The 25,310-nt window shown below is 72.1% G+C and carries 19 protein-coding genes; 9 read left to right on the top strand and 10 right to left on the bottom strand.

From position 1 onward, the window contains the following. Positions 1-203: 203 nt before the first annotated feature. On the top strand, positions 204-806 hold the full coding sequence (locus AC5L38_RS41890; RefSeq protein WP_495248388.1) for a TetR/AcrR family transcriptional regulator: 603 nt from the start codon (positions 204-206) through the stop codon (positions 804-806). On the opposite strand, the gene AC5L38_RS41885 is transcribed toward AC5L38_RS41890, so the two are convergent. From AC5L38_RS41885 to AC5L38_RS41875, 3 genes are all read right to left on the bottom strand, one after another. Beyond that, complete coding sequence (locus AC5L38_RS41885) at positions 751-1,680, bottom strand: DMT family transporter (protein WP_495248387.1); 930 nt, start codon at positions 1,678-1,680, stop codon at positions 751-753. The genes AC5L38_RS41890 and AC5L38_RS41885 overlap by 56 nt on opposite strands. 175 nt (positions 1,681-1,855) lie before the next feature. Continuing rightward, positions 1,856-3,127: an MFS transporter gene (locus tag AC5L38_RS41880; protein ID WP_495248386.1), complete on the bottom strand. Its 1,272-nt coding sequence runs from the start codon at positions 3,125-3,127 to the stop codon at positions 1,856-1,858. Between the two features lie 211 nt (positions 3,128-3,338). Then, the gene (locus tag AC5L38_RS41875; RefSeq protein WP_495248385.1) at positions 3,339-4,805 is read right to left on the bottom strand and encodes a condensation domain-containing protein; all 1,467 of its coding nucleotides are present in this window, start codon (positions 4,803-4,805) and stop codon (positions 3,339-3,341) included. Positions 4,806-5,435: 630 nt separating this feature from the next. Here AC5L38_RS41875 and AC5L38_RS41870 point away from each other — a divergent pair. After that, positions 5,436-6,023: a copper resistance CopC family protein gene (locus AC5L38_RS41870; RefSeq protein ID WP_495248384.1), complete on the top strand. Its 588-nt coding sequence runs from the start codon at positions 5,436-5,438 to the stop codon at positions 6,021-6,023. Further along, complete coding sequence (locus tag AC5L38_RS41865) at positions 6,020-7,051, top strand: copper resistance D family protein (protein WP_495248383.1); 1,032 nt, start codon at positions 6,020-6,022, stop codon at positions 7,049-7,051. The genes AC5L38_RS41870 and AC5L38_RS41865 overlap by 4 nt, the downstream gene beginning before the upstream one ends. On the opposite strand, the gene AC5L38_RS41860 is transcribed toward AC5L38_RS41865, so the two are convergent. Continuing rightward, positions 7,009-8,130, bottom strand: a complete 1,122-nt coding sequence (locus tag AC5L38_RS41860; RefSeq protein ID WP_495248382.1) for a hypothetical protein — start codon at positions 8,128-8,130, stop codon at positions 7,009-7,011. The genes AC5L38_RS41865 and AC5L38_RS41860 overlap by 43 nt on opposite strands. Positions 8,131-8,408: 278 nt before the next feature. On the opposite strand from AC5L38_RS41860, the gene AC5L38_RS41855 reads away from it, so the two are divergent. Both AC5L38_RS41855 and AC5L38_RS41850 read left to right on the top strand, forming a co-directional pair. Continuing rightward, positions 8,409-11,156 (top strand): alpha/beta fold hydrolase, encoded by a 2,748-nt coding sequence (locus tag AC5L38_RS41855; protein WP_495248381.1) that lies wholly within the window; start codon positions 8,409-8,411, stop codon positions 11,154-11,156. Continuing rightward, positions 11,153-12,121: an ABC transporter permease gene (locus AC5L38_RS41850; RefSeq protein ID WP_495248380.1), complete on the top strand. Its 969-nt coding sequence runs from the start codon at positions 11,153-11,155 to the stop codon at positions 12,119-12,121. The genes AC5L38_RS41855 and AC5L38_RS41850 overlap by 4 nt, the downstream gene beginning before the upstream one ends. Positions 12,122-12,188: 67 nt before the next feature. On the opposite strand, the gene AC5L38_RS41845 is transcribed toward AC5L38_RS41850, so the two are convergent. Further along, complete coding sequence (locus AC5L38_RS41845) at positions 12,189-12,356, bottom strand: hypothetical protein (RefSeq protein WP_362682527.1); 168 nt, start codon at positions 12,354-12,356, stop codon at positions 12,189-12,191. 235 nt (positions 12,357-12,591) lie between these two features. Between AC5L38_RS41845 and AC5L38_RS41840 the strand changes: the two genes are divergently transcribed. Then, the gene (locus AC5L38_RS41840) at positions 12,592-14,706 is read left to right on the top strand and encodes an ATP-binding protein (RefSeq protein ID WP_495248379.1); all 2,115 of its coding nucleotides are present in this window, start codon (positions 12,592-12,594) and stop codon (positions 14,704-14,706) included. 1 nt (position 14,707) lies between these two features. On the opposite strand, the gene AC5L38_RS41835 is transcribed toward AC5L38_RS41840, so the two are convergent. Together AC5L38_RS41835 and AC5L38_RS41830 are read right to left on the bottom strand one after the other, a co-directional pair. After that, a complete protein-coding gene (locus AC5L38_RS41835; RefSeq protein WP_495248378.1) occupies positions 14,708-15,703 on the bottom strand; it encodes a 4-epi-cubebol synthase in 996 nt (331 codons plus the stop codon). A gap of 71 nt (positions 15,704-15,774) precedes the next feature. Continuing rightward, positions 15,775-16,167 (bottom strand): ankyrin repeat domain-containing protein, encoded by a 393-nt coding sequence (locus AC5L38_RS41830; protein WP_495248377.1) that lies wholly within the window; start codon positions 16,165-16,167, stop codon positions 15,775-15,777. Between the two features lie 102 nt (positions 16,168-16,269). Here AC5L38_RS41830 and AC5L38_RS41825 point away from each other — a divergent pair, with 102 nt between their 5' ends. Together AC5L38_RS41825 and AC5L38_RS41820 are read left to right on the top strand one after the other, a co-directional pair. Further along, a complete protein-coding gene (locus tag AC5L38_RS41825) occupies positions 16,270-17,178 on the top strand; it encodes a proteasome assembly chaperone family protein (RefSeq protein WP_495248376.1) in 909 nt (302 codons plus the stop codon). Between the two features lie 39 nt (positions 17,179-17,217). Continuing rightward, entirely contained in the window at positions 17,218-18,273 is a 1,056-nt protein-coding gene (locus AC5L38_RS41820; protein ID WP_495248375.1) for a Gfo/Idh/MocA family oxidoreductase, read from the top strand. 129 nt (positions 18,274-18,402) lie between these two features. On the opposite strand, the gene AC5L38_RS41815 is transcribed toward AC5L38_RS41820, so the two are convergent. After that, positions 18,403-19,200, bottom strand: coding sequence for a tyrosine-protein phosphatase (locus AC5L38_RS41815; protein ID WP_495248374.1), 798 nt, complete (start codon positions 19,198-19,200; stop codon positions 18,403-18,405). Between the two features lie 161 nt (positions 19,201-19,361). On the opposite strand from AC5L38_RS41815, the gene AC5L38_RS41810 reads away from it, so the two are divergent. Further along, positions 19,362-20,234, top strand: coding sequence for a hypothetical protein (locus AC5L38_RS41810; protein ID WP_495248373.1), 873 nt, complete (start codon positions 19,362-19,364; stop codon positions 20,232-20,234). A gap of 144 nt (positions 20,235-20,378) precedes the next feature. On the opposite strand, the gene AC5L38_RS41805 is transcribed toward AC5L38_RS41810, so the two are convergent. Then, positions 20,379-22,964 (bottom strand): hypothetical protein, encoded by a 2,586-nt coding sequence (locus AC5L38_RS41805; RefSeq protein ID WP_495248372.1) that lies wholly within the window; start codon positions 22,962-22,964, stop codon positions 20,379-20,381. Between the two features lie 227 nt (positions 22,965-23,191). Beyond that, entirely contained in the window at positions 23,192-25,291 is a 2,100-nt protein-coding gene (locus tag AC5L38_RS41800) for a M6 family metalloprotease domain-containing protein (RefSeq protein ID WP_495248371.1), read from the bottom strand. Positions 25,292-25,310 lie beyond the last annotated feature (19 nt).

Raw genomic sequence — 25,310 nt, 5'->3', positions numbered from 1 at the left:
AGGCGAGGCGCACGGCAGGACCCGCGTGCCGGCAGGCCGTACGGGAGCCGGGTGGCCGTACGGGAGCCGGGTGGCCGTACGGGAGCCGGGTGGCCGGCGAGCGGCCCGCCACCGGGCCGTCACGGCGTCACCGGGCCCTGGGGGCGGCCGCCGACCTCCGCCCCCTGCCCCTGACCGAAGACCGTGCCCGCTAGTGTTCCCTTGTGGCAAGGGGATTTGGGCGATTACGTCGTGAAGATCTGCTCCGGACCGCCTGTGATGTCATCGCGACCCAGGGGTTCGGTCACACGCGGACCGCGGACATCGCCCAGGCGGCCGGTGTCAGCCAGGCGCTGCTCTTCTACCATTTCGAGACCAAGGAGAAGCTGTTCGCGCAGGCCTTCTCCTACGCCGCCCAGCTCGACCTGGACGCGCTCGTCAAGGTAGAGGAGTCGGGCGGCTCTCCCCTCGACCGGCTGCGGGCCCTGCTCAAGTTCTATCCGCCCAGCGGGAGGTCCAAGTCGTGGGCCCTGTGGATCGACGCCTGGGCGGAGTCGATGCGCAACGCCGAGCTCGAGGAGATGTCCCGCAGGATCGACATGCGCTGGAAGGACACGCTCCGCGCGATCATCGACGACGGCGTGGCGTCGGGGATCTTCACCTGCGCCGACCCCGAGGGGGCGACCTGGCGGGTCATGTCCCTCATCGACGGCCTGTCCACGCAGGTGACGGTCCACCGGCGGGTCCTCTCGCGAGCGCGGATGATCGAGTTCATCCGGACGGCCGCGGCGGCGGAACTGGGGCTCTCCCCCGCCGAACTGAGCTGAACAGTCCTTTGGGCAGCACGACCAGGAGCATGGCCAGCGCGATCAGCCCCCCGCCGAGATACACGCCCGCGGTGAGCGGCTCCCCGTACATCCCCACGGCGAGGGCGGTCACCCAGAGCGGCTGGGCCGACAGGATCACCGCGGCGGGCACCGGCGGGACGTGGACCTGGCCCCAGGAGCGGGCCAGGAAACCCAGGGCGCAGGCCACGATCGACAGGTGGCCGAGGATCACCCAGTCACCCGGCGCGGAGGGCAGGGTCAGGCCGTCCGGCGCGGCGAGGACCCCCGTCATGACGGCGATGGTGCCGAGCTGGATCACCGTGACCGCGTAGGCGTTCTGCCGCGCCTCGGAGGAGTTGCCGAGCACCAGCGTGTGGGCCGCGTACAGGACCGCCGACAACAGGGTGGCGCCCAGCGCGGGCAGGGCGATGTCCCCTTCCGAACCTCTCATCAGGGTGAACGCGGTCATCGCGGCCATGGCCAGCGCCACGGCCGCCCAGACGCGGGCCGGGGTCCTGGCCCCGAGCAGGAACAGCCCGAGGACCGGGGTGATCACCACGTACGAGCCGACCGTGAACCCCGAGACCGACGAGGGCAGATCGTGCAGCGAGACCGCCTGGGCCGTCTGGCCCACGCCGAACAGCAGGCCGAGCAGGATGCCGGTGAGCCAGGTGCTCTCCGACAGCCCCCGCAGGCTTCCCGGGCGCAGGGCGAGCAGCACGAGGGTGGCGATGCCGTACCGCTCGGTGAGAAGGTCCGCCACGGGCATGCGGACGATGAGGTCCTTCATCAGCGGGAAAGCCGATCCCCACGCGGCGCTGACGAAGATCAGAAGCACGATTCCCAGGGCGGGCCGGGGAGCTACCACTGCCATACCCGAAGCGTTCCATCACCCGTAGCGACCGGAGCGTCACCGATCGGATCGGGAGTGGCATGGATACAACCCTGAGTGAAGGACGCCACACCGGTACGAGGGACCTCATACCTTCATCGGCCTTTCCGCCGGACGAACGCCGTTGTGAGCACCGGAAACTTGAAATTTTGCAGATTCAGGGAACCGAGCGGATCTTCCAGACGAGGGCGGCGCCCAGGACGACGAGGACGGCCGAGGTCATGTAGAGGACGGGGTAGCCGCCGAGCCCCGCCACGATGGGACCGGCGATGGCGGGGCCGAGCACCTGGGGGCCGGAGTTGGCGATGTTGATGACGCCGAGGTCCTTGGCGCGCCCCTCGGCGGCGGGCAGGACCTGGGTGACGAGGGCGTTGTCGACCGAGAGGTAGATGCCGAAGCCGACCCCCATGATCGCGGCCCCGGCCGTCGCCACCGGCCACTGGGGCCAGAACGCGAGCATCACCGCGGGGATCACGCTGACCAGGCCGGAGACCGTGACGAGCGCCTTGCGGCGGCCGAGCCTGTCGGAGACGACACCCGCGACGACGGTGGTGAGCACGACGGTCGCGGTGTAGATCAGGATCAGCGTGAGCAGGCCGTCCTCGGCCTTCTGCCCGGGGAAGAGCCGCTCGTAGCCGACCGCGTCGGTGAGGAAGTAGAGCAGGTAGAGCGTGGCGACGGCGTTGCCCAGCTGCATCAGGAAGCGCGTCAGCCAGGCCCAGAAGAAGTCGGGGTGGCTGCGGGGGCTGATCCAGAACCCCCTCAGGAAGGCCCGGAGCTCGAAGGGCGGCCTGGCCGTCAGGCGGGGGTCGTGGGTGGTGAGGACGAAGGGGAGCACGCCGAGCGGGACCAGCGCCGCTATCAGGAAATATCCGGATTCGGTGGTAGTGGCGACCATGGTGACCAGCACCACGGCGAACACCACCCCCAGCGACTGGGGGATCCCGATCCAGCCCGAGACCTCACCCCGCTGGCCGACCGGGACGTGGTCGGGCACCCCCGCGCCGAGCGCGGCCTGCATCGCGTTGAGCCCGACCTGCGCGAGACACCATCCGGCCGTCACGCCGAGGATCGAGCCCTGCCCGGCCAGCAGGACCAATGCCCCGGCACCGAGCAGCGCCCCGCCCAGCGACCACGGGTGCCTGCGCCCGAACCGTCCGGCCGTACGGTCGGACAGCGCTCCGGCGACGGGGTTGAACAGCATCGCGACGGCGGCCCCCACCCCGGTCACCAGCGCCAGCGACTCCTCCTTGCCCGCCGGGTCGATCGACGCCACCTGCGAGGGCAACAGCACCTGCAGCGGCCCGAAATAGGCCATCCAGAGCACCAGGTTGGCCAGCGAGATGCCGATCACCCACCGGGGCCCCACCCTGCGGGTCGGCTCGGCGAGCGCCGCCCGCGGATCGGGAACGGGCTGGACGACGCTCATGGGACCTCACATCTCCACGGTTCCGCATCTTCACGACTCGACATCTCCGCGGCCCGGCGTCCTCGCGACCCGGCATCTCCGCGGTCCGGCGTCCGCACGACCCGGTGTCCTTACGACCCGGTGCCCTCACGACCCGGCGGCTCCACGACCCGGCGGCTCCTCGGCCCGCGATCGCGGGCGGGCGCCCGGCCGCGTGAGGTGTGCCCGGATGCTACGCCGTTCCCCGTCCCGCCAACAGCCCAGGCCCGTCGGAGGAGTCGTCCCGGGTGGCGGGGCGCTCGACCGGGACGACGCCGCACAGTGCGGCGACCCCGTCGAGCGGGACGTCCCCGGCCACGGAGGCGACCAGCAGGGTCTCCAGCCCGCGCAGCAGCGCGTAGGCCGTGGGGCGCGGCAGGTAGGCGGTGTCGGCCATCAGGTACAGCTCGCAGGTGTCGGTGGCCGTGCCGGTGGCGAACAGGGCCGTGGCGTCCACCTCGGGCCAGGATCCGACGTGGAAGGTCCTGGTCCGCTCGGTGAGGGCGGCGATCGCCGCGGGGTCGCCCGGCGGCTCCACCGCGGGCAGGTGGGGCCAGTGGCCGACGGCCCGCGTGTCGTTGAAGTAGGCCGACAGGTCGACGGGCCGCCCGCGCTCGCGGCCGACCTCCTCGCGCAACGCCATCATCCGGTACGGGTCGTAGTGCGCGTTCCGGTAGGCGGTCAGCGCCTGCCGGTGCCCGGCGCGCGCGGCGTCGGCGAACGTCCCCTCCGGCAGGGCGAGGACGAAGATCCCGTCCTGCACGGCGCTGCCCGCCATGGCGGCGACCCGGGGGTCGTGCCGGTTGGCCACGATGAGCTGCATGACCACCTCGCGGTGCCCGGTGAGCGCGCCGAGCAGCACCGCGCTCGCCGCGGTCAGCACGCTTGCCGTGCTGACCGACCAGCGCGCCGCCAGCACCTCGGCCGCCGCCGCGGTGGCGGCCGACTCCATGCCGACCTTGACGAACCTCGGCTCCTCCGGCTCCGTACGGGGGAAGTCGAACATGGTCAGGGGCACCCGCTCCAGGAGCGCGCGCCAGTGGCGCAGCGTCCGCTCGCCGCGTGCGGCGCCCGGTCCCTCGCGCTCGGCGGCGGCCTGGTCCATCGGCTGCCAGGCGGGGGCGGCCATCTCGCCACCGGCGAGCAGGTCCCGCCAGTCGCGCGCCAGCACCTCCAGGGCCCCGCCGTCCACGGCCAGGTGGGACAGGGTGAGGGCGACCGTCCTGGGACGGCCGTCGACGGTCACGACGGCGCAGCGAAACGGCAGGTCGGCCGCGTAGTCGAACGCGGTGGCGGCCAGCCTCACGGAGAGCTCCCTGGCGGCGGCGAGCGGCCTGGCCTCCCCCGCGTCGTACACCTCGACGGTGAACCGGCCCCGGCGCGCCACGCGCTGGACCAGACCGCCGGGCGTCTCCTCGTACGTCGTCCGCAGTGTCTCGTGCCGCTCGACGAGCAGGCGCAGCGCCCCGAGGACGGTGTCGAGGTCGCGTTTGCCGTAGACGGGCAGCACCCAGGGCATGTTGAAGTACGGGTCGTCGTCGTCCAGCCAGCGGGTGAGCCGCCAGATGGCCAGCTGGCCCCAGCTGAGCGGCGACTCGCCGCCCCGCGCGCCGGCGAACTCCACGGACGTCGCGCTCAGCGGCGCGGAACCGGCCGTCATCGGGTCCGGCCGATCTCTTCGCCGCTCTTTTCGGCGACGCCCTCGCGGGACGCCCCTTCCCATCCGTGTACCAGTCCGTGTACCAGCGACATCGACATCTCAGGCGCCTTCCGTCCGGCCTGTCGCGGCGGCCCCGAACGGGCCCCGCGGCTCCCTTTTGCTGATCATTACCTCGGCCGGTGAGAGGTCGATTCGCGTCACGACGCCTCCGTACTGACGGGACCGACGGGACCGACGGGCCTCGCACACACGTCCGCCGTCACGCCGCGCGGAGGCACGGCGGTCTCCCCGCCGCGCGTGGGCACACGAATTCGGTAACGCCGCTGGAAGCGAGGCTAAGGATCACGCGCCGAATTCGTCAAGGTTTCACCGTTGTTTTCCAGCCCGATAAAAACAAACAAACTATCCCTTGAGGCCTTTTACCAGATAAATCGTTATATTCTTCATTTTTTGAATGTTTGTCATCTTCATAGTCATCGGCTCCACCCCGCCGGGACGAGGCCCGAGCGGAGGCGCGGGCGGCCCGGGGCCCGGATGATCAGCCGATCCGCGCGAGCGCGATTCCCGGGCGGGAGGCCGGGGTGGGAGCATGTCATCCGTCATGACGATCCCAAAGGAAGGCCACGACCGGTGAGGCGGCTACTCACGGTCCTGCTGCTCGCGTCCGCCTCGCTGCTCGGCGCGGTCGCCCCGGCGCAGGCCCACAACGTGCTGATCAGCAGCGACCCCAAGGACGGTACGGAGCTGGCCACCGGCCCCGAGAAGATCACACTCACCTTCGACCAGCCCGTCCGGCAGGGCTTCGCGCGGATCAGCGTGATCGGCCCGGACGGCACGCGATGGGAGGACGGGAAGACCGTCGTCGACAGGGCGAAGGTCAGCGTCGCGGTGAAGCCCCTCGGCCCCGCCGGGGTGTACGCGGTGGGCTACCGGATCCTCTCCTCCGACGGCCACCCGGTCTCCAGCAAGATCACCTTTACCCTGACCGCCCCCGGCCAGGGCGCCTCCGCCCAAGCGCCCGCCACCTCCGCCGCCCCCGCCCCCGTGGTCTCCGCCGCCGCTCCCCAGGAGCCCGATCTGGGCGCCCAGGCCGCCGAGGCCGCGCAGAACGGCGGGGCCGGGATGGCCGTGCTGTGGATCGCGGGCTCCATCGTCCTGCTGGGCGGGGCCACGGTCGTGGCGATGCGCCGTACGAGAGAGCAGGAGGGCACGGGATGACCGTGACCGCCGAGCGGGCCGCCGAGGCCGGCACCGCCAGGAGGCTGGTGATCGGCGGGCTCGTGTCCGCGGCCGTGCTGGCCGTGCTGGTCGCGACGGCGCTCGCCCCCCAGGAGGAGGTGCCGGGGATCGCCATCCCCGGGCCGCTGGTCGAGTACGGGCTGCCGGTGCTGCGGGTGCTGCTGGACCTGGCGGCGGTGGCGGTGGTCGGGCTCAGCCTGCTGCCGAAGCTGCTCGGGTTCGACGACCCCGACCGCACCGAGCCGGTGATGCGCCGGGCGCGGCCCGCGGCCGTGACCTTCGCCTGGGCGTGGGCGCTGCTGGCGCTGGTCGTCATCGTGTTCCAGACGGCCGAGCTGAATCCCGGGCTGATCCCCACCCCGGGCATGATCGCCGAGTACGTCGACAGCGTCGGCGCCGGGCAGGGCATGCTCTTCAGCGCCGCCTGCGCGCTGTCCTACGCCGGGATCGGGCTGCTGGCCGTGCGGTACGGCGAGAAGGTCCCGGCCGAGCTGCGGATCGTGATCGCCCTCTTCGGGCTGCTGCCGATCCCGGTCACCGGCCACGCGGTCGACTCGGTCTGGCACGACCCCATCATGATCTCGATGGAGCTGCACGTGATGGGCGCGGCGGCGTGGACCGGCGGCCTGCTCACGATCGTCCTGCTGGTCGCCGGGGACCGGGAGCTGCTGGCCCGGGTGCTTCCGGCGTTCTCCAGGCTGGCGACCCTGGCACTGATCGTGGTCGGCCTCTCCGGCCTGGTGAACGGCCTGGCCACGATGGCCCTCACCCCGGGCGTGGAACTGCCCGGGGCCCTGCTGACGAACGAGTACGGGCTGCTGGTCGTGGCCAAGGCCGCGTGCGTGGCGCTGCTGATCCCGTTCGCCGCCCACATCCGCTACCGCCTGATGCCGCACATCGCCGAGCGGCGGGCGACGGCGGTCGTCGCGTGGGCGGCGGCCGAGATCACCGTGATGGGGCTGGCCTACGGGGTGGCGGTCGCGCTGACCAGCGCCTCCCTTTCCTGAGCCCGCAGTGTGTGACGGCTGAACGACCATTCGGCGGCCAGCCACAGGACCGCGAGCCCGGCCCCCCCGATCAGCATGGTCGTGGGGGGCACCAGCGGCGGCGCCATGAACGCCGAGTGCTGGAAGCGCAGCGCCTGGTCGACGACGAGCGTGGCGCCGGCGGAGCCGGCCAGTGCCCTGACCACGGGCATCCTGATCAGGAACGCCAGGTCGACGGCGAGTGCCCCGGCGAGCAGGAAGACCGGGATCGCCGAGCGCGGGAAGTCGGCCACGGCCAGGAGCGGCCAGATCAGGGTGCGGAAGACGATGTAGGCGCCGATCACGGCGGTGGCGGAGAACATCCGGCCGATCATCGCGCGGGCGTAGACGGCCACCATGACGGCGGCCATCGCCGCGTAGAGGGGATAGAGCTGGTCGGGCACGGGCAGCGCGAAGTGGAGCGCCACGGCCCTGTCGCTCACCGGCAGGCCGATCTGCTCGGCGGCGAACTGGATCAGGATCGGCTCGGCCTCCGGCTGCCCCCGGTCCCAGGCGGCGATGGCGTACACGCCGTACTCCTGGTGCTGGGCGGGGAACCAGACGTTCTCGAAGAGGAACACGAACAGCCCGCCGAGGACCAGCGTGCGCGTCCGCCCCGGGACCGCCCGGACGAACCAGCCCCGGATGACGCCGCAGACCATGAAGAGCGTGCCGACGTAGAGCATCAGGTGGGACGGGCTCCACGAGGTGATGTCGAGCCCGTTGACGCGGTGGTTGATCAGGTCCAGCGGGACAGCGACCAGGAAGATGCCCGTGCCCCAGCTGATGAGGCGCTGCGCGAGCCTGTCGACGCCGTAACCGGTGTAGACGTGGATGATCGTGAGGGCGAGGGCGATGGCCGTGCCGACGCTGTTGAGCAGGTGCGGAGGCGCCAGGTCGTCACGGAGCCACTTGAAGTGCCAGGAGACGTCCCAGGACGCCCCGAGCACCTTGAACGAGAAAGCCACCAGCCACCCGAGGTAGAGGAGCCTGAACAGATCCTCCGGGGTCTCCCTGCCGGCCTTCCCGCGCGTCCAATACGGCAGAGCCCACTCGATCACGGGAGTGGCTCTTCTTCGGAGGCTTTCTACTGGCTTCACGCCTCGAAATGATGCCGCTCCTTTACCTCGCTCCGCAATCGGGGACAACCCTGAGCATCGGCGCCACTTCCTCCCTCCCGCCCCGCCGGTGATCACCCGCGTTCGCCCCCGCCCTCCGCCGCGGCGGCCGACCTGCGCTTGAACGGCGGCCGACCGGCGGCTGACCAGCGGTTTGCCGGCGGGGACGCTCCTGAGAACGGTCTCAGGAGGCTCTCAGCTCCAATCAGTAGGCTCTCGTCATGCAACGTGGGGGAAAACGGGCCGTCTGGATCGCCGCGGTCGCCGTGCTGGTCGTCGGTGTCGCGGTCTGGCTGGTGTGGCCGTCCGGGCCGGACGTACAGGCGCGGAACCAGATGATCACGGTGGTCGACGGGCCGGGTGACGACCAGCGGGTCACGCTGGACACGAGCTTCTTCCCCCCGGCCGGAGGCGGCAGGGCGCCCGCGGTGCTGCTCGCGCACGGCTTCGGCGGCAGCAAGCAGAGCGTCAGGGAGGCCGCCGTACGGCTGGCGCAGGACGGTTACGCCGTGCTGACCTGGTCGGCGCGGGGCTTCGGCCGCTCCTCGGGGCAGATCGCGCTGAACTCCCCCGACTACGAGGTCAAGGACGTGCGCCAGCTGGTCGACTGGGTCGCCAAGCGGCCCGAGGTCCGCCTCGACGCGGCGGGCGACCCCCGGGTGGGCGTCGCGGGCGGCTCCTACGGCGGGGCCATCGCGCTGATGGCCGCCGCCCACGACCCCAGGATCGACGCGATCGCCCCGCAGATCACCTGGTACGACCTGGCCGACGCGCTGTTCCCGAACGCCACCGGGCAGGGCCCGGAGAGCGGGGTGTTCAAGCGCATGTGGGCCGGGCTGTTCTTCAGCCGGGGCGGTCCCACGCCGGGCGCGGCCGGTCTGGCCGCCCTCGGGAGAGGCGCCGAAGACACGGAGGGCACAGAGGGCGCTGAAGGCACTGAGGGCACTGAGGGCGCAGAGGGCGCTGAGGGCGCTGAAGGCACAGGCGGGCCGCCCCCCGCCCGGCCTCGGCCGCTCACCGCGGAGGAGGTCCGGTGCGGCCGGTTCCTGCCGGAGATCTGTGACATGTACCAGAAGGTGGCGGAGAGCGGCCGGGCGACGGCGGACGCGGTGGAGACGCTGCGCAGGTCCAGCCCGATCTCGGTGCCCGGCAGGATCAAGGTCCCGACGCTGCTGCTCCAGGGACAGCGCGACTCGCTGTTCACCCTGGGCCAGGCGGACGCCAACGCCAGGGCGATCGCCGCCACCGGCGCCCCGGTGGAGGTCGCCTGGTTCGACGGCGGCCACGACGGCGGCAACGGCGAGGTCGACTGGCTGCACGACAAGACGCTCGGCTGGTTCGACCGCCACCTGAGGGGGGACGGGGAGGCCGGGCCGGCGGGCGCCTTCACCGTCACCCGAGACGGCGGGCGCGACCCCGGCACCCGGCGCCCGGTCCAGCTGCACGCCGTCGCGGGCGGCTACCCGGGGCTGTCCGGCACCGGCCAGACCTCCGTACCGCTCAGCGGGCCCGAGCAGCAGGTGGCCAACCCGCCCGGCGGGTCCCCCTCCTCGATCTCCGCCGTCCCCGGCTTCGGCGGCCTGGGCGGGGGTGCCACCGCGAACCTGTCGATCGACATGGCGGGCCAGAGCGCCACCTTCGACTCCGCCCCGCTGGCGGCCCCGCTCCAGGTCACCGGCAGTTCGACCGTACGGGTGCGGGTGACGCCCGAACCGTCCGGGTCCTCCGCGGCGGGTGACGCCGCGGACACCGGCCCAAACACCGGCCCAAACACCGGCCCGGACACCGGCCCGGACAGCGGTGGGACGGCACCGGCGGCGGGCGAGGTGACGCTGTTCGCCAAGCTCTACGACGTCGCGGGCGCGACGCAGGCGCCGATCCTGCCCGAGGGGCTCGTCGCCCCGGTCAGGATCGCGATCCCCGAGGGCGGCTCCGGCGAGGCCACCGTGACCCTGCCGGCCATCGACCACAGGTTCGAGGTCGGGCACCGGCTGCGCGTCGCGTTCACCACCACCGACCTGGGCTACAGCACCCCCGCCGCCCCGGCCGTCTACAAGGTCGCCCTGGCCTCACCGGCCGTGGCCGTCCCCACCTACGCCACCCTGCGCACCCCCTCGACCGGCCCCGCCTGGTGGATCTGGGCGCTGCCGCTGGTCTCCCTCGCCGTCGCGGCGGCCCTGCTGCTCGCCGGACGCCGCCGTGCCGCCGACGAGCACGACCCCGGGCTGGACTCCGTGCCGCTGCGGATCCACGGCCTGACCAAGGCGTACCGCAACGGCGAGCTCGCGGTGAACGACCTGTCGTTCACCGTCGAGCACGGCCAGGTGCTCGGCCTGCTCGGCCCCAACGGGGCGGGCAAGACCACCACCCTGCGCATGCTGATGGGCCTGATCAAACCCGACGGCGGCGAGGTGCGGATCTTCGGGCACCGGGTGGTGCCCGGCGCGCCGGTCCTGTCCAGGCTCGGCTCGTTCGTGGAGGGGCCGGGGTTCCTGCCGCACCTCAACGGCCGCGACAACCTGGAGCTGTACTGGAAGGCGACCGGCCGGCCCGCCGAGGACGCCAGGTTCGCCGAGGCCCTGGAGATCGCCGGTCTCGGCAAGGCCCTGGACCGCGCCGTCCGCACCTACTCGCAGGGCATGCGCCAGCGCCTTGCCATCGCGCAGGCCATGCTCGGCCTGCCCGACCTGCTCGTCCTGGACGAGCCCACCAACGGTCTCGACCCGCCCCAGATCCGCGAGATGCGCGAGGTCCTGATCCGCTACGCCAGAGGGGGCCGCACGGTCATCGTCTCCAGCCACCTGCTCGCCGAGGTGGAACAGACCTGCAGTCACGTGGTGGTCATGCACCGCGGGCGCCTCGTCACGGCCGGGACCGTGGCCGAGCTGCTGAGCAGCCGCACCCCGGTCAACGGCTCCGGTACCCGCCTGGAAGACGTCTTCCTGGACCTGATCGGAGAGAAGGCGTGAGCGACACCGGCAGCGACATCAACGGTGCCCGTGGCACCATGACCGGCGCGACGGGCGAGGGCCCCGCGCGAAGCGGAATCGTCCCGGAGGGCGGGATCCCCGAGAGCGGGGTCGCGGAGAACGGTTCGGCGCGCGGGTACGCGCCGGGGCGCACGCTGCCGCTCGCCGTGGAGATCGTCCGGCAGTTCAAGCGGCGCCGCACGCTGGTGATGTTCGGCCTGCTGCTCGCGCTGCCGTGGATCCTGGTGATCGCCTTCAAGGTCGGCGCCGGATCCGGGCAGCCCACCACCACGCTGCGCATCTCCGACCTGGCCACCGAGGGCGGGCTGAACTTCGCGGCGTTCGCCCTGTCGGTGTCGGCGAGCTTCCTGCTGGTCGTCGCGGTGGCGCTGTTCTGCGGCGACACCGTGGCCAGCGAGGCCAGCTGGTCGTCGCTGCGCTACCTGCTGGCCGCCCCGATCCCGCGCGACCGCCTGCTGCGGCAGAAGCTGATCGTCGCGATGGGCTACTCGGCGGCGGCGGTGATCTGCCTGCCGGTGATGGCCCTGCTGGCCGGGACCCTCGCCTTCGGGTGGAACGACGTCCGGGTGCCGGGGACCGGTGAGACGATCGCCGCCCTGGACGTGCTGCCCCGGTTCGGGGTGGTGATCGGCTACGCCCTGGTCAGCCAGTTCGTGGTCGCGGCCCTGGCCTTCCTGCTCTCCGTCAGCACCGACTCCCCGCTGGGGGCGGTCGGCGGGGCGGTCGGCCTGGTGATCGTCAGCAACATCCTGCAGGCGGTCGAGGCGCTCGGCGGGCTCAGGGAGTTCCTGCCGACGTTCTGGAACACCGCGTGGCTGGACGCCCTGGCCCCGCAACCGGAGTATGACGGCATGCTCAAGGGGGTGGCCGTCTCGGTCACCTACTCGGCGATCCTGATCGCGTTCGCCTTCCGCCGCTTCCGCGTCAAGGACGTGGTCTCCTAGCGGGCGTCCACCCGGCGGGGTCCCCGATCGGGGACCCCGCCGGGTGGACGCGGTTCCCGGCCGGGTGTCACCCCCAGTGGGGAGGACGGTCCTCGATCAGGCGGGCGTCGTCGTCGGCCTCGCGCCACTCGCTCCAGCCGAGGTCGGTGTCGTCGGCGGTCTGGTCGGGCAGGATCGGCAGCCCGTCGTCGGCGAGATCGACGGGACGCAGGTCATCGGGTTCGCGCACTGTCACGCGCCCCATGCTAGCCATCGTCGCGACCCGCGCCTGCCCGTCCCGGACAAAGGCCGCCCCCGTGCCCCGCGACGCCGGGGACAGGCGGGAGCCCGCCGCGAGACTCCCGGAGGGCCCGGTGAGAGGCACGGTTTCCCCTTGGAAAGCGGGCCTCGTGCCCCGCGACCTCGGGGACAGGCGGGAGCCCAGACGGTACGATGCGGTGGCAGGTTTCAGCTACCCCCCGTGAGGCGCCATGACAACGCCAGCAGGATGGCGGCGAGACGGCAATCTACCCAACGAGCTGACCAGCTTCGTGGGGCGCACCAGGTTGCTCACCACACTCCGGCAGCGGCTGGGCGAGCACCGCCTGGTCACGGTGACCGGCATCGGGGGCGTCGGCAAGTCCCGCACCGCCCTGCGGATCGCGCACCAGATGCGGGCCGACTTCAAGGACGGTGTCTGGTTCGCCGACCTGGCCCGCCTCCAGGACTCGGGGATGGTCCGTCACACGATCACCTCGGCCCTCGGGATCGCCGACCAGTCCGCCCGCTCGGCGGACGAGACGCTGGTCGAGTGGCTGGGCGACCGCGAGATCCTCCTGATCATCGACACGTGCGAGCACCTGGTCGACGCGTGCGGCGCCCTCTTCGAGGACCTGCTCGGCAACGCCGGGGGGCTGACCATCCTGGCGACGAGCCGCCAGTCGCTGAACGCCAGGGGCGAGCACACGGTCACCATCCCGCCGCTGGCCGTTCCCGGCGACTCCCCGGGCGAGGACGTCTTCAGCAACGAGGCGGTGCAGCTCTTCGTCGCGCGGGCGAGCGCGGTGGTGCCCAACTTCATGCTGGACGAGAACAACATCGGCCCGGTGGCCGAGCTGTGCCGCCGCCTCGACGGCATCCCGCTCGCCATCGAGCTGGCCGCGGTCCGGATGCGCGCCCTGTCGGTGGAGCAGATCCTCGGCCTGCTGGCCGACCGGTTCAGCCTGCTCGCGGGTGCCAGCCGCACGGCGCTGCCCAGGCACCAGACGCTGCGGGCCGCGATCGGCTGGAGCCACGAGCTGTGCGAGCCCGCCGAACGGCTGCTGTGGGCGCGGCTGTCGGTCTTCGCCGGAGACTTCGAGCTCGACGCCGCCCGCTACGTCTGCTCGGGCGACAGCCTCCCGTCCGAGGACATCATGGAGCTCATCTCCAGCCTGGTGGAGAAGTCGATCCTGCTGAGCGACGGCACGCCCTCCGGGCACCGCTACCGGCTGATCGACACCCTGCGGCAGTACGGCGAGGAGTGGCTGGACAAGCTCGGCGAGACCGCCGTGATCAGGGAGAAGCACCGCGACTACTACCTGCAGCTGGCCAAGCGGAGCGAGGACGCCTGGTCCGGCGCCCGCCAGGTCTACTGGTACGTCAGGATGCGCCACGAGCACGACAACATCCGCGTCGCGCTCGACCACTGCCTGCGCACCCCCGGCGAGGTGCAGGCGGGGCTGAAGCTCCTGTCCTCCCTGTGGTTCATGTGGGTGGCCTGCGGGCTGGCCCGCGAGGGCAGGCTCTACCTGGAGAAGACCCTGGAGCTGGCGCGCCAGCCGAGCGCCGACCGGTGCAAGGCGCTGTGGGTGCTGTCCTACATCAACAGCGCGCAGGGAAACATCACCGGCGCCATCGAGGCCGCGGAGCAGTGCAGCTCCGACGCCGTCAGGGTCGGCGACTCGGGCGCGGTCATCCTGGCCACCAAGATGCTCGGCACGGCCGCGTTCCTGCAGAACGACCTGCAGAAGGCGAGCGCGCTGCTGGGCGTGGCGATCGAGTTCCACAAGAGCGGGCGCGAGCTCAACCCGGGCCTGCTGCCCTCGATCGTCGAGCTGTCCATGGTGCTGCTCATCCAGAACGAGCCGGCCGAGGCCGAGGTGCTGCTGCGCGACTGCATCGCGGTCTGCACCCAGCGCGGCGAGCTGTGGCTGCGCTCGTACGCCATCTACGCGCTCGCCAGCGTGTACCAGGCGATGGGCCGCTCCCCCGAGGCGATGTCGAACGCGCGCGAGGCCCTCCGGCTCAAGCGCTACTTCCACGACGTGCTCGGGATCGGCCTGGCGATCGAGGTGGTGGCCAAGCAGGCGCTGGAGGACGGGCAGGCGGCGCTCGCGGCCCGCCTGATGGGCGGCGGCCAGGCCAACTGGCGGACCTTCGGGATGCCCCAGCTGGGCTCCCCGTTCTTCAACTCCGAGCACGACCGCTGCGTCAAGGAGTGCAGGCGCGTCCTCGGCGAGGAGGCGCACGAGAAGGCCTTCGCCCAGGGCAGGAAGCTGAACCTGGAGGAGCTGATCGTCCTCGCGCTCGGAGACCACGAGGACGGTCAGGTCATCCAGGGGTGAGTCATTCCGCGGGGGGCTTTTGCGTCTCCTGCTGCCAGGCACCCGTGTAGCGGGAGCTGGTCAGCGAGTAGTCGACGCTGCCGCTGATCCAGAACTCCAGGCCGCGCACGTAGGCGAGCACCGCCTCGGAGCCGAGCGCCTCCAGCGAGGGGCGCAGCGCCACCATGTCGGCGATGGCCCGGTTGCGCATGGCGCCGATCGCCTCCATGGCCTGCTGCCGTGAGTAGCCCCGGTGCCTGGCGAGTACGCTCACCAGGTTGTTGCGTGAGTTGGCGCTGTCACTCTCCTTGGCGTATGAGATGAGGTCGTTGTCCCAGACGACGACGTCGTTGGCGCTCTCGGTGATCGCCTTGACGTCGGGGTGTCGCCACTCCTCGGGCGTGAGGCTGTGCCCGCTGGCGACGTCGATGAGGGCGAAGACGGTGAGCATGGCGCCGGTGCGCCGCCGCATGAAGATGTAGTCGTCCACCTTCGGCACGACGTCGGCCTCGCGGTTGGCGGCCTCCCACACCTGGGCGAAGAGGTAGTCCTTGGTGACGGTGCGCCAGCGGTCGAGCTGGTCCTCGTCGCCGTACGTGGAGATCCTGGTCTTGATCTCCAGGAGCGCTCCGGCGAAGACGTCGTCGACCTCCTGCCCGGCCTCCAGGTCGTCGAGGACGGTGAACAGCCGGGGCAGGGCGCGGGTTATCTCACCGGCGCCGCGGCCCGATTCGCAGAAGGCGTCGTCGAAGGCGAACAGCCACACGCACCAGTCGGTCGCCAGGCGGAGCGTGTGGTGTTCGGCATAGGGATACGTGCGGGCCCCCAGCCAGCCGTACTTGGCCTGGCGGTAACGCTCGACGGTCTCGGCGTCCTTCAGGATGCCCCGGTCGACGAGCCAATCGAGGGTCTCGGTGTTGACCCTCTCGACATGGGGGTTGACCTCGCTGGGGAAGGGACAGGGTAACGGGGGGATGCGGAGAGACAGGCCTGACCTACGCTTAGTAGTAGTTCCCACTCCCCAAGGATGGCCGAAGGACGCCCGTTTTCCTATACGTCAGGAAACACCTGGATATCGGGGTTTCTGACTTACTGCCGAAACCATTCCAGGTATTCGTGCTGACCGAACATGCGGGCGGCGTCCGCCGCCGAGGGGGTTCCGGCGTGCGGATCGGCCCCGGCCTCCAGAAGTGCCCTGATCACCTCGGGTTCCTTCTTGAAGACGGCGCCCGCCAGCGGCGTCTGCCCCCGGTCGTTGGCCCGGCCGGGGTCGGCACCTAATTCGGTCAGCGCCCGGACCGTATCCGCGTGGCCGTGGTAGGCGGCGAGCATCAGCAGGCTGTCGCCCCTGTCGTTGGTGAGGTCGACCGGGACCCCGGCTCCGACGTAGGCTCGGAGCCGCTCCGTCTCGCCTGTCCTCGCCAGGTCGAACAGACGGGTCGCGAACTCCTCAAGCTCAGGGTCAGACTGCATGTGACCCATTGTGCCCCGGTAGGGTGCCGTGTGATCGCCGAGGGTAGGCGGAATTCAGCGGCCCCCCCGAGGGTTGAGCTGAAGAGACGACCGACGAAAGGCTGGAAAACGGTGTTCGACCCGACGGATCTCTACCGGCTCAGCGGAGACGTCCCTGAGCTGACCGATCCGGTGCTGCTCTACCACTTCGACGGGTTCGTGGACGCGGGCGGCGCCGGACGGCTCGCCATCGCCCACCTGCTCGACGAGCTGGAGCACCGGGTCGTGGCGACCTTTGACGTCGACCGTCTGCTGGACTACCGCTCCCGGCGGCCCACCATGACCTTCGACACCGACCACTGGGTGGATCTGGAGAGCCCCGAGCTCTCGCTGCACCTCGTCCACGACACCACAGGCACCCCGTTCCTGCTGCTCAGCGGCCCCGAGCCCGACCGGGAGTGGGAGCTGTTCACCGCCGCCGTCGGCACGCTGGTCACCCGGCTGAACGTCGGCAGGCTGGTGACCACCCACGGCATCCCGATGGCCGTCCCGCACACCCGCCCGCTGGGCGTCACCGGCCACGCCAGCCGCCCCGAGCTGGTCACCGGCCAGACCAGCGCCTTCGGCAAGGTCCAGGTGCCGGGCAGCGTGGCCTCGCTGATCGAGTTCAGGCTCGGCGCCAAGGGGCACGACGCCCTCGGCTACGCCGTGCACGTCCCGCACTACCTGGCCCAGGCCGAATACCCCTCGGCCGCAGTGACCGCGCTGGAGGCGGTCACCAGGAGCACCGGGCTGGTGTTCCCGCTGGAGGGCCTGCGCGAGGCCGCCGAGAAGACCGACGCCGAGATCGCCGAGCAGATCCAGGCATCCCAGGAGCTCTCCACCGCGATCACCGGCCTGGAGCAGCAGTACGACGCGTTCGCGGCGGGCTCCGAGCGCGAGAGCCTGATGGCCGAGCCGTCGGAGATGCCGACCGGCGACGAGCTCGCCGCCCAGTTCGAGGCGTTCCTGGCCGAGCGTGACGAGCAGCGCGGTGACTGATCTTCGGACCGGGCGCCCGTACGACACCCTGGCCGCGCGATGAGCGGCCTGCGCGTGGGCCTCGTCGGGTACGGCGTGGCGGGGGCGTTCTTCCACGCCCCGCTGATCGCCACGACGCCCGGCCTGAGCCTGTCCGCGGTGGTCACCGGTGATCCGGAGCGGGCCGCCGAGGTGTCGGGGAAGTACGGCGCGCGGGTGGTCCGCGACCCCGCCGAGCTGTGGGACTCCGTCGACCTGGTCGTGATCGCCTCCCCCAACCGCACGCACGTCCCGCTGGCGCAGGCCGCGCTGAAGGCGGGCCTGCCGGTGGTGGTGGACAAGCCGCTGGCCGCGACGGCCGCCGAGGCGCGCGGCCTGGCGGAGCTGGCGCGCGATCTGGGCCTGATGCTGACCGTGTTCCAGAACCGGCGCTGGGACGGCGACTTCCTGACGCTCGGGCGCCTGATCGCGGCGGGCGAGCTGGGCGAGGTCACCCGGTTCGAGTCGCGCTTCGAGCGCTGGCGGCCGGTGCCGAAGGGCGGCTGGCGCGAGACCGGCGGGACCGAGGAGGTCGCCGGGCTGCTGTACGACCTCGGCAGCCACCTGGTCGACCAGGCCCTGCGGCTGCTCGGCCCTGCCGTCGACGTCTACGCCGAGTCGGACGTGCGCCGCCCCGGGGTGAACGCCGACGACGACACCTTCATCGCCCTCTCCCACGCGAGCGGGGCCCGCTCGCACCTGTGGGTCAGCGCGGTCACCCCCCGGCTGGGGCCGCGCCTGCGGGTGCTGGGCTCGCGGGCGGGTTACCTGAAGTACGGCCTGGACGTGCAGGAGGAGCAGCTGCGCGCCGGGCTGACCCCCGCCTCCCCCGGCTTCGGCGAGGAGCCGCCCGAGCGCTGGGGCACCCTCGGCGCGGAGGACGGTTCCGGCGACACCCGCACCGTCCCCACGGAGCCCGGCGCCTACGCCGGCTTCTACCGGGCCGTGGTGACGTCCCTGCGCGAGGGCGCCCCGCCGCCGGTCGCCCCGGAGGAGGTCGTCGAGGCCCTCACCGTGCTGGAGGCCGCCCGCCGCTCGGCCGCCGAACGCCGGGTCGTCACGCTGGAGAACCGCTAGTCGCGCGGGCGGGCCCGCCCCGGAGAACGGCCGGGCTCGCCTTGAAGAACAGCCAGGCCCGCCTCGCAGAACGGGCGGGGCTTCGCCCCGAGGTCCTGAGGAACGCGGGCGGGCCCGCCCCGGGAATCCCTAGTCGCGCAGGCGGGCGCGGAGGGTCCGGGAGTCGGCCTCGCCCCAGCCGTGCGAGGCGAGCCATTCCAGCGGGCCGCCGAAACGGTCGTCGAGGACGCCCAGGAACTGCTCGATGTACTCGGCCCTCGGGCGGTGGTCGTCGGGCGGGCGGGTGTCGAGGTCGTCGCGGTAGGTGGCGCTGGAGCGCAGCCGCGCCAGGATGCCGTCGATGCGGTCGGCCGTGGCGACGTAGTCGGCGACGATCGCCTCGCGGGTGACGCCGGCGACCTCCAGCGCGAGGGCGCAGACGACACCGGTGCGGTCCTTGCCCGCCGCGCAGTGCACGATGGCGGCCCCGTCGTCGAGGGCCACGGCGCGCAGGGCGGCCAGGACCGAGTCGGGGCGGTCGCGAAGGTAGCCGTAGTAGAAACCGGTCACCCGGAGCTCGGCGAGATCCTCCTCGACCCGCTCCGTCCAGGGCAGCACCTTGTCACCCTCGATGGTGTCCGCCTCGACGTCGGTGAGGACGCCGCCCTCGGCGAACAGGGTGTGGTGGTGGATGCTCACCTCCGGCACCTCGGTGAGCGGCCCCGGACCCTCCAGGCGCACCTCGGCGCCCGAGCGCAGGTCGACGACGTTGCGGAGTTTCAGGTCGGTGACGAGTTGCCGGACGTCGCGCCCGGTCAGCCCCTGCAGATTGTCGGACCGGTAGATCCGGCCGAAGCGTGTGGTCGCGCCGTCCACCGTGGCGAGCCCGCCGAGGTCTCGGACGTTGGCGGCACCTTCAAGATCGATCCAACGCGTGAAGTCGTTCATCGCCTCCGAGTTTATACGCCGCTTTACGCGCGGGCAGTTAACACCGGGTGCCGGTTTCCGTAATGCCCAATGTCCTCATATGTCATCCGTAAATGCGCCATACCCGCATCCATGGGAGACAGTGGAAGGGCCCCGCCTGTACCCCGTCACGAGGAGGTCGCGTGGATCCGAGGAGACGCCCGCCGCACCTGCTGATCGACCCGGCCCTGCCCGAACCGGTCTCCTCGGTCTTACGCGCCAGCCCGCCGGCGCTGCGCGCGGCCCGGCGGGGACAGGTCCCCCGCCGCGAGGGGCCCGACCCCGTCAAGCTGATCGCGATCACCGGGCTCCTGCTGCTCATGGCGAGCCTGAGCGCCACGGGAGGCTTCATCGCCGCCCTCGTCCTGATCTCCTTCTCGGTGATGCGCAGCCTGAGCGACGACCCCGAGGGCCGCCGCGAGCGGCGGCGCGTCCGGCTGGCCATGGAGCACAAGGACCGGTTCATCCTGCCGGAGGACCTCGACGGCGACTGCGGTGACCTGCTGCGCCGCACGCAGGACGCCACGGAGACGGTCCTCGCCTCCGAGATCAACCGGGCGCGGCTGCTCGACACGATCGACAACGCGGTGACCCTGCCCGACCAGACCTGGCGGATCGCCGGGAAGCTGGTGCGGCTGTCGGAGATGAAGGCCGAGCACCACCGGCTCGTACCGGGCGCGCCCCCGCCCGAGGTGGCCGAGGCCTTCGCCCCCTACGTCAAGGCCCTGGAGACCGCGGAGATCTCGCTGACCAGGCGGATCCGCGCGCTGGAGGAGTACGCCAGGCAGGTGCGCAAGGCCGACGGCGTCTACCGCGCCTACCAGCAGCTCCAGGTGCTCGCCGAGCGGACCCCGCGGTACGAGGCGCTGGTCGCCGAGACCGCGGAGGACGCGCTCGCCCTCCCCGGGCTGGAGCACCTGACCGAACAGGCCCAGCAGGTCGAGAAGCTCTTCCACGAGAGCATCGACGAGGCGCGCGACGCCGCCCGGCACCTGCTGACGTCCGCCGAGTCCTGACACCGTCCGGAGACCACCGAGTCCTGGAACACCCCCCGGCGCCCGAGCATTGGAACGCCCTCCGGCAGCCCCCCTCCGGCACCCGCCCACCCGCCGGCGACCCCGCGCCCCGAAAGGACCCGGGCTCGCGGCGTACGCACGCCCTCAGCCTTCCGCGCGGCGCAGGAGTTCCAGGGTGCGGCCCATCCCCGCCTGGTTGCCGAGGCTGCGGTAGATGTCCTGGGCCTGCCTCAGCGCGGCGATCGAGGCCGGCCGGTCGCCCGCCTCCAGGTGGGACTCCCCCAGGTAGCGCAGGCTCCTGGCCATCCACCAGCGGTCGCCCAGCTCCCCGAAGTCGTGCACCGCCCGCAGGAGCGCCTCCTGCGCCTCGCGCGTGCGGCCGAGCCGGCCGTGGGCGCGTCCCGCCGACAGCTCGGACCTGGCGACGCCCCACGAGTCGCCGAGCGCGGTGAGCATCTCGGTGGCCCGGCGCACGTAGGTGAGCTCGCGCAGCGCGTTGGCCGGGTTGCCGACCTCCCCGGCCGCGCGCAGGCACCTGGCCTCCTCCCACAGCTCCCCGCGCAGCCGGAACATCTCGGCGGCCCGGTCCAGGCTGAACCCGGCCCTCGCGAAGTCCTCGCCCGCGGCGCGGGCGTCGCCGGCGGCGTGCAGTCCCCTCGCCGTCGCGCCGAGCACCTCCCCGTACGCGCGCAGCGTCTGCGCCTCGGAGTAGCGGTTGCGGTCGCGCTCGAACACCGCCAGGGCGTCCTCCAGCAGCTCCCGCGCCTCCTCCGGCCTGCGCTGGGCGAGCCGGAGCTCGGCGAGGTTGCGCTGGGTCCGCGCCACCCACCAGCGGTCGTCCTCGCCCTTGAAGGCGGTGATGGCGCCGATCAGGTGGCCCTGCCCGCGGTCGAGGTGGCCGTCGTTGAACAGGGCCATGCCGACCGCGCGCATCGCCCGCGCCGCCCACCAGGTCTCGCCGAGGTCGGTGAAGATCTCCAGTGCCCGCTCCGCGTCCTTCATGGCGCTGCGGTGACCGCCCTGCCCGCCCGCCACCGCCGACCGGTCCAGCAGCGCGATGCCCACCGCCCGCGGGTCGCCCATGTGGTCCGCGGCCTCGCACAGGATCTCGGCGACCGCCCGCCAGTCGGACCAGTAGGCCCGCAGGGAGTGGCACAGCGAGCAGAAGGCCCGGCCGAGGCCCCAGGCCAGCTCCCACATCTCCAGGCTCCTGGCCTGGCCGATCGCGGCGACCAGGGTGAGCCGCTCGGCGTTGAGCCAGTCGGCCGCCGAGGTCTGCTCCCGCGTCGTCGCCGGGGCGGGCTCCGCGCCGGTGGGCCTGGCCCTGCGCCCCCAGTCCTGGGGCCAGCGGGCCACGGCCGCGGCCTCCGCGCGGCGGCGGTAGCCGGACAGGACCCGCTCGACGGCCGCCCTGCGGTGGGCCTCGTCGTCGTCGGAGAGCGCCAGCTCGCGGGCGAAGATCTTGACGAGGTCGTGCAGCCGGTAGCGCATCACCCCGGACAGGTCGATGCCCGAGCACTCGGCGAGCTGGGCGTCGATGAGCGCCTCCAGCTGGTCGGCGCCCTCGGGCTCGGAGGTGGCGAGCAGCTCCCCGGCCACCCAGCCGGGCACGTCGGGGGCGCTCACCATGCTGAGCAATCGCAGCAGGCGGCGCTGCAGGCCGGTGCAGTCGTCGTAGCTCAGCTGCAGGGAGGCGCGCACGCTCTTGTCGAGCCTGCGGCCGATCTCCAGCTGGTCCAGGCGGCGGCGCTCGTCCCTCAGCCGGTCGGCGAGGCGGCGCAGGCTCCAGTTCTCCCGGGTGGCCAGGCGCCCGCCGCAGATGCTGATGGCCAGCGGCAGGTGGTCGCACATCCGGACGATCTCCTGGGCCGACTCCAGGTCGGCGGCGACCCTGTCGTCCCCGGCCAGCCGGGCGAGCAGCTCGACGCCCTGCGCCTCGCTGAACACCGACAGCCGCTTGTCGTAGGTGTTGAGCAGGAACAGCGGCTGCCTCGACGTGACCATCACCGCGCACCCGGCCTCGGCCGGGATCAGGTCCTTGACCTGGTCGCCGTCGTGGGCGTTGTCCAGGCAGATCAGGATGCGCCTGCCCTTGGTCCAGGTCAGCCAGAGCGTGCGCAGCTCGGCCAGGCCGCCCGGGTCGGTGGTGAGCCGCACGCCGAGCGCGCGCAGGAAGCCGATCAGCACCTCCTCTGGATCGACCGGCGCCTCCACCTCGCCGCGCAGGTCGGCGTAGAGGCGCCCGTCGGGGAAGCTGCCGGCGATCTCGTGCCCGAACCTAGCGATGAGCATGGACTTGCCGACCCCGCCCCTGCCGTACACCGAGACGACCAGCGGCGAGGCGCTCCCGGCCTGGTCGCGGGCGCGGCGGCGCTCGGCGAAGACCTCGCGCAGCTCGGCCAGCGACTCGGTGCGGCCGGTGAAGTGCGCCGAGACCGGCGGCCACTGGTCGGGCGGGCGCCACGGCGTCCCGGCGGCACCGGTGTCGCGCTCCCCGGAGCGCGAGCCGGCCGTCGCCCAGGTGAGCAGGCCGACCAGGAGACCGGCGAGCGCGGTGACGCCGACCTTGGCCTCGGTGGGCAGGTCCCACACGTCCAGCGAGGTCGCCAGGACGCTGGCCACGGCCGCGGTGAGGCCCGCCGCGGCGGGGGCCGCCAGCGGGATCCTGCGCCTTCGCGGTCTCGGTGGTTCCGAACCGTGCTGGTCAGGTACGTTCGACGGCCCGGCCATCCACACCCCTCGGCGAAGACCACGGCACGCCGCGGTCCCCGTACCGGACGGCGCGTTCTCTCATGATTGATTCAACCAGACGCAATGCCGGTGGCCGCGTGCCTTTCCGGCCACCGGCGGGTGAATCCTTTTCTGCCGTTCTGCCGTTCTGCCGTTCTGTCGAACGCCCTTCGCGTCACCCGGGTTCCCGTACGGTGCCCGGGTGACGCGTCCGGCCCTGCGCCGTCCTACCGTCCCAGCGCGAGGCAGGTCGCCCTGGCGGTCTTGGACGGGTCGCTCTCCGAGGTGGCGGTCAGGGTCACCTTGGCGAGGTGGCCGCCTCCCGCCCCGCGCCGGGCGTTGACGGTGACCACGGTGTTCTTGCCGGAGTCGGCGGTCGCGAGCTCGTTGGGCAGCGAGGCCGTCCAGCCGCGGCCGTCGACGGTCGCCGACAGCCGGTAGACGTCACCCTTGAGGTAGGCGCTCACGTCCTCGGGGTGCTGCCCCTGGGCCTGGGCGGTCTTGCCGGTGTTGAACAGCGGGAAGCGGCAGGACGTCAGGTCCTTGCCCGACGGGACGCCGACGGACGGGAGCAGCTTCACCCCGCGCCTGTTCGGCCCGGCGCCGTCCAGGGAGCGGATCGCCACCGTGTACGACAGGATGCCCTTGCGGTCGCGCTTGAGGTCGAGGACGTAGAAGTGGAGCCGGTTGGCCTGGTCCACGTACTCGAACTCCGAGCCCGAACCGGTGCCCGCGTGGAACAGCGCGTCCGACAGCTGGCGGTAGTCGCCGACCGTGATGGGCACGGCGGTGCCGTCCGGCAGCACGTAGTCGGTCATGCCGATGTCCTGCGGGTTGGCGTCGACGACCCACTCGAACGGCGCCCGGTCCTCGTTCTTGGTCTTGGCCAGCAGCACGCCGGAGTCGGGGGTGAAGGAGTCGGCGCCCATCCTGTCCACGACCTCGACGGTGTAGTTGTCGTAGCCGCCGCCGTCGCAGAACGGGTCGGTGTTCGCGTCACAGGCCGGGCTGCGGTCTCCGTCCCCGAAGGCGATGTTCACCCCCGAAAGACCGGTGGGCCCCGGCTGGGCCACCCGGGCCGTCACCTTGGCCACGACGAGCCCCGACCCGGCCAGCGCCTCCCTGGACAGGCGCAGCACGTTGGCCTCGTCCACCATCTCCAGTTTGATCTTGTTGCGGAGCATGTGCTGGGCGCCCATCGAGCCGCCCGAGGTGGGCGGGATCAGCCAGCGGCTGTGCGGGCCGCCGGGGCCGTTGAAGCTGCCCCGGCTGAGCATCTCCCAGATGCCGGTGTAGGCCCGGCGCGGTGGCACCCCGAACGGGTTGTTGTAGTTGTCGCCGATGCCGAGGATGTGGCTGAGCTCGTGGGCGTAGACGCCCTGCCCGGAGCTCTCGGCCTGGGTGGAGGAGCCGCCCCCGGCGTTGGGCCAGATGGACGAGGCCGAGGCCCAGGACGTCCACTCCACGTAGCGGGTCCTGGCCCAGTTGGGCAGGGCCGGGTCGGGCGGGCCGAACTCGTCGGTCACCGCCTCCTTGGTCGGGAACTTGATCGGGCCGAACTCCTGCCAGGTGGCCGACTCGTCCTGCCCCGCGCTCAGGTAGAAGACGAAGTCGAAGCCCGCGGGGACCTCCTGGCCGACGGAGCCGACCCACGCGGCCCGCGCGTCGGTCCTGATGTTCCGGTTGCAGGTGTCGCCGGCCGGGCAGGCGGTGCCGCCCTGGAACTCCATGGCGTACTCGTGCGACTTGCCCGGCATCTGGTACGGGCCGAACGAGGTCAGCTCCACGCCGTAGCGGCCTCCCGAGTCCTCCATCCAGTACTCGTGGATGGTGTGCCCCCGGTTGAGCTCGTTGGGGGTGTTGAGGAAGTCCCGGTAGAAGGTGGCCACCTGGTCGCGGGGGATGTCGTGGGCCTCGGCGCTGGGGTTCCTGAAGACGGTCGAGCCCTTGGGCTGGGTGACCACGAACGGCTGGTTGGGATAGTCGGCCAGCACGAGCGCGCCGCGGAAGGTCCGCTTGGACCCCTTGGCCGCGGGGTCGGCCCAGTTGGTGCCGGGGGGCTTGCGGTAGTCGGCCCACGTCATGTGGTCCGGGTTCTTCCAGTTCTGCGGGTCGATCGCCGCCGGGCTCGCGGGGTCGGCGCGGCGCGCGGTCCCGGCCTCGGGGGCGTCCTGCTGCCAGGGCTGGGTCCGGGGCCAGTGGTCCAGGCGCCAGGGGTGTTCGGGCTCGGGAACGGGGTCGGCGGAGGCGGGAACGGCGGTGAGGCCGACGGGGATCAGCACGATCGCGGCGAGCAGCACTTTCAGCAACCTGGGGGGTCGTATCACGCTAAAAGACGGTATAGAC

Source organism: Streptosporangium nanhuense (genome assembly GCF_059358815.1).
The sequence above is the reverse complement of the archived record's forward strand: the minus strand, read 5'-3'. Positions and strand labels throughout refer to the sequence as shown.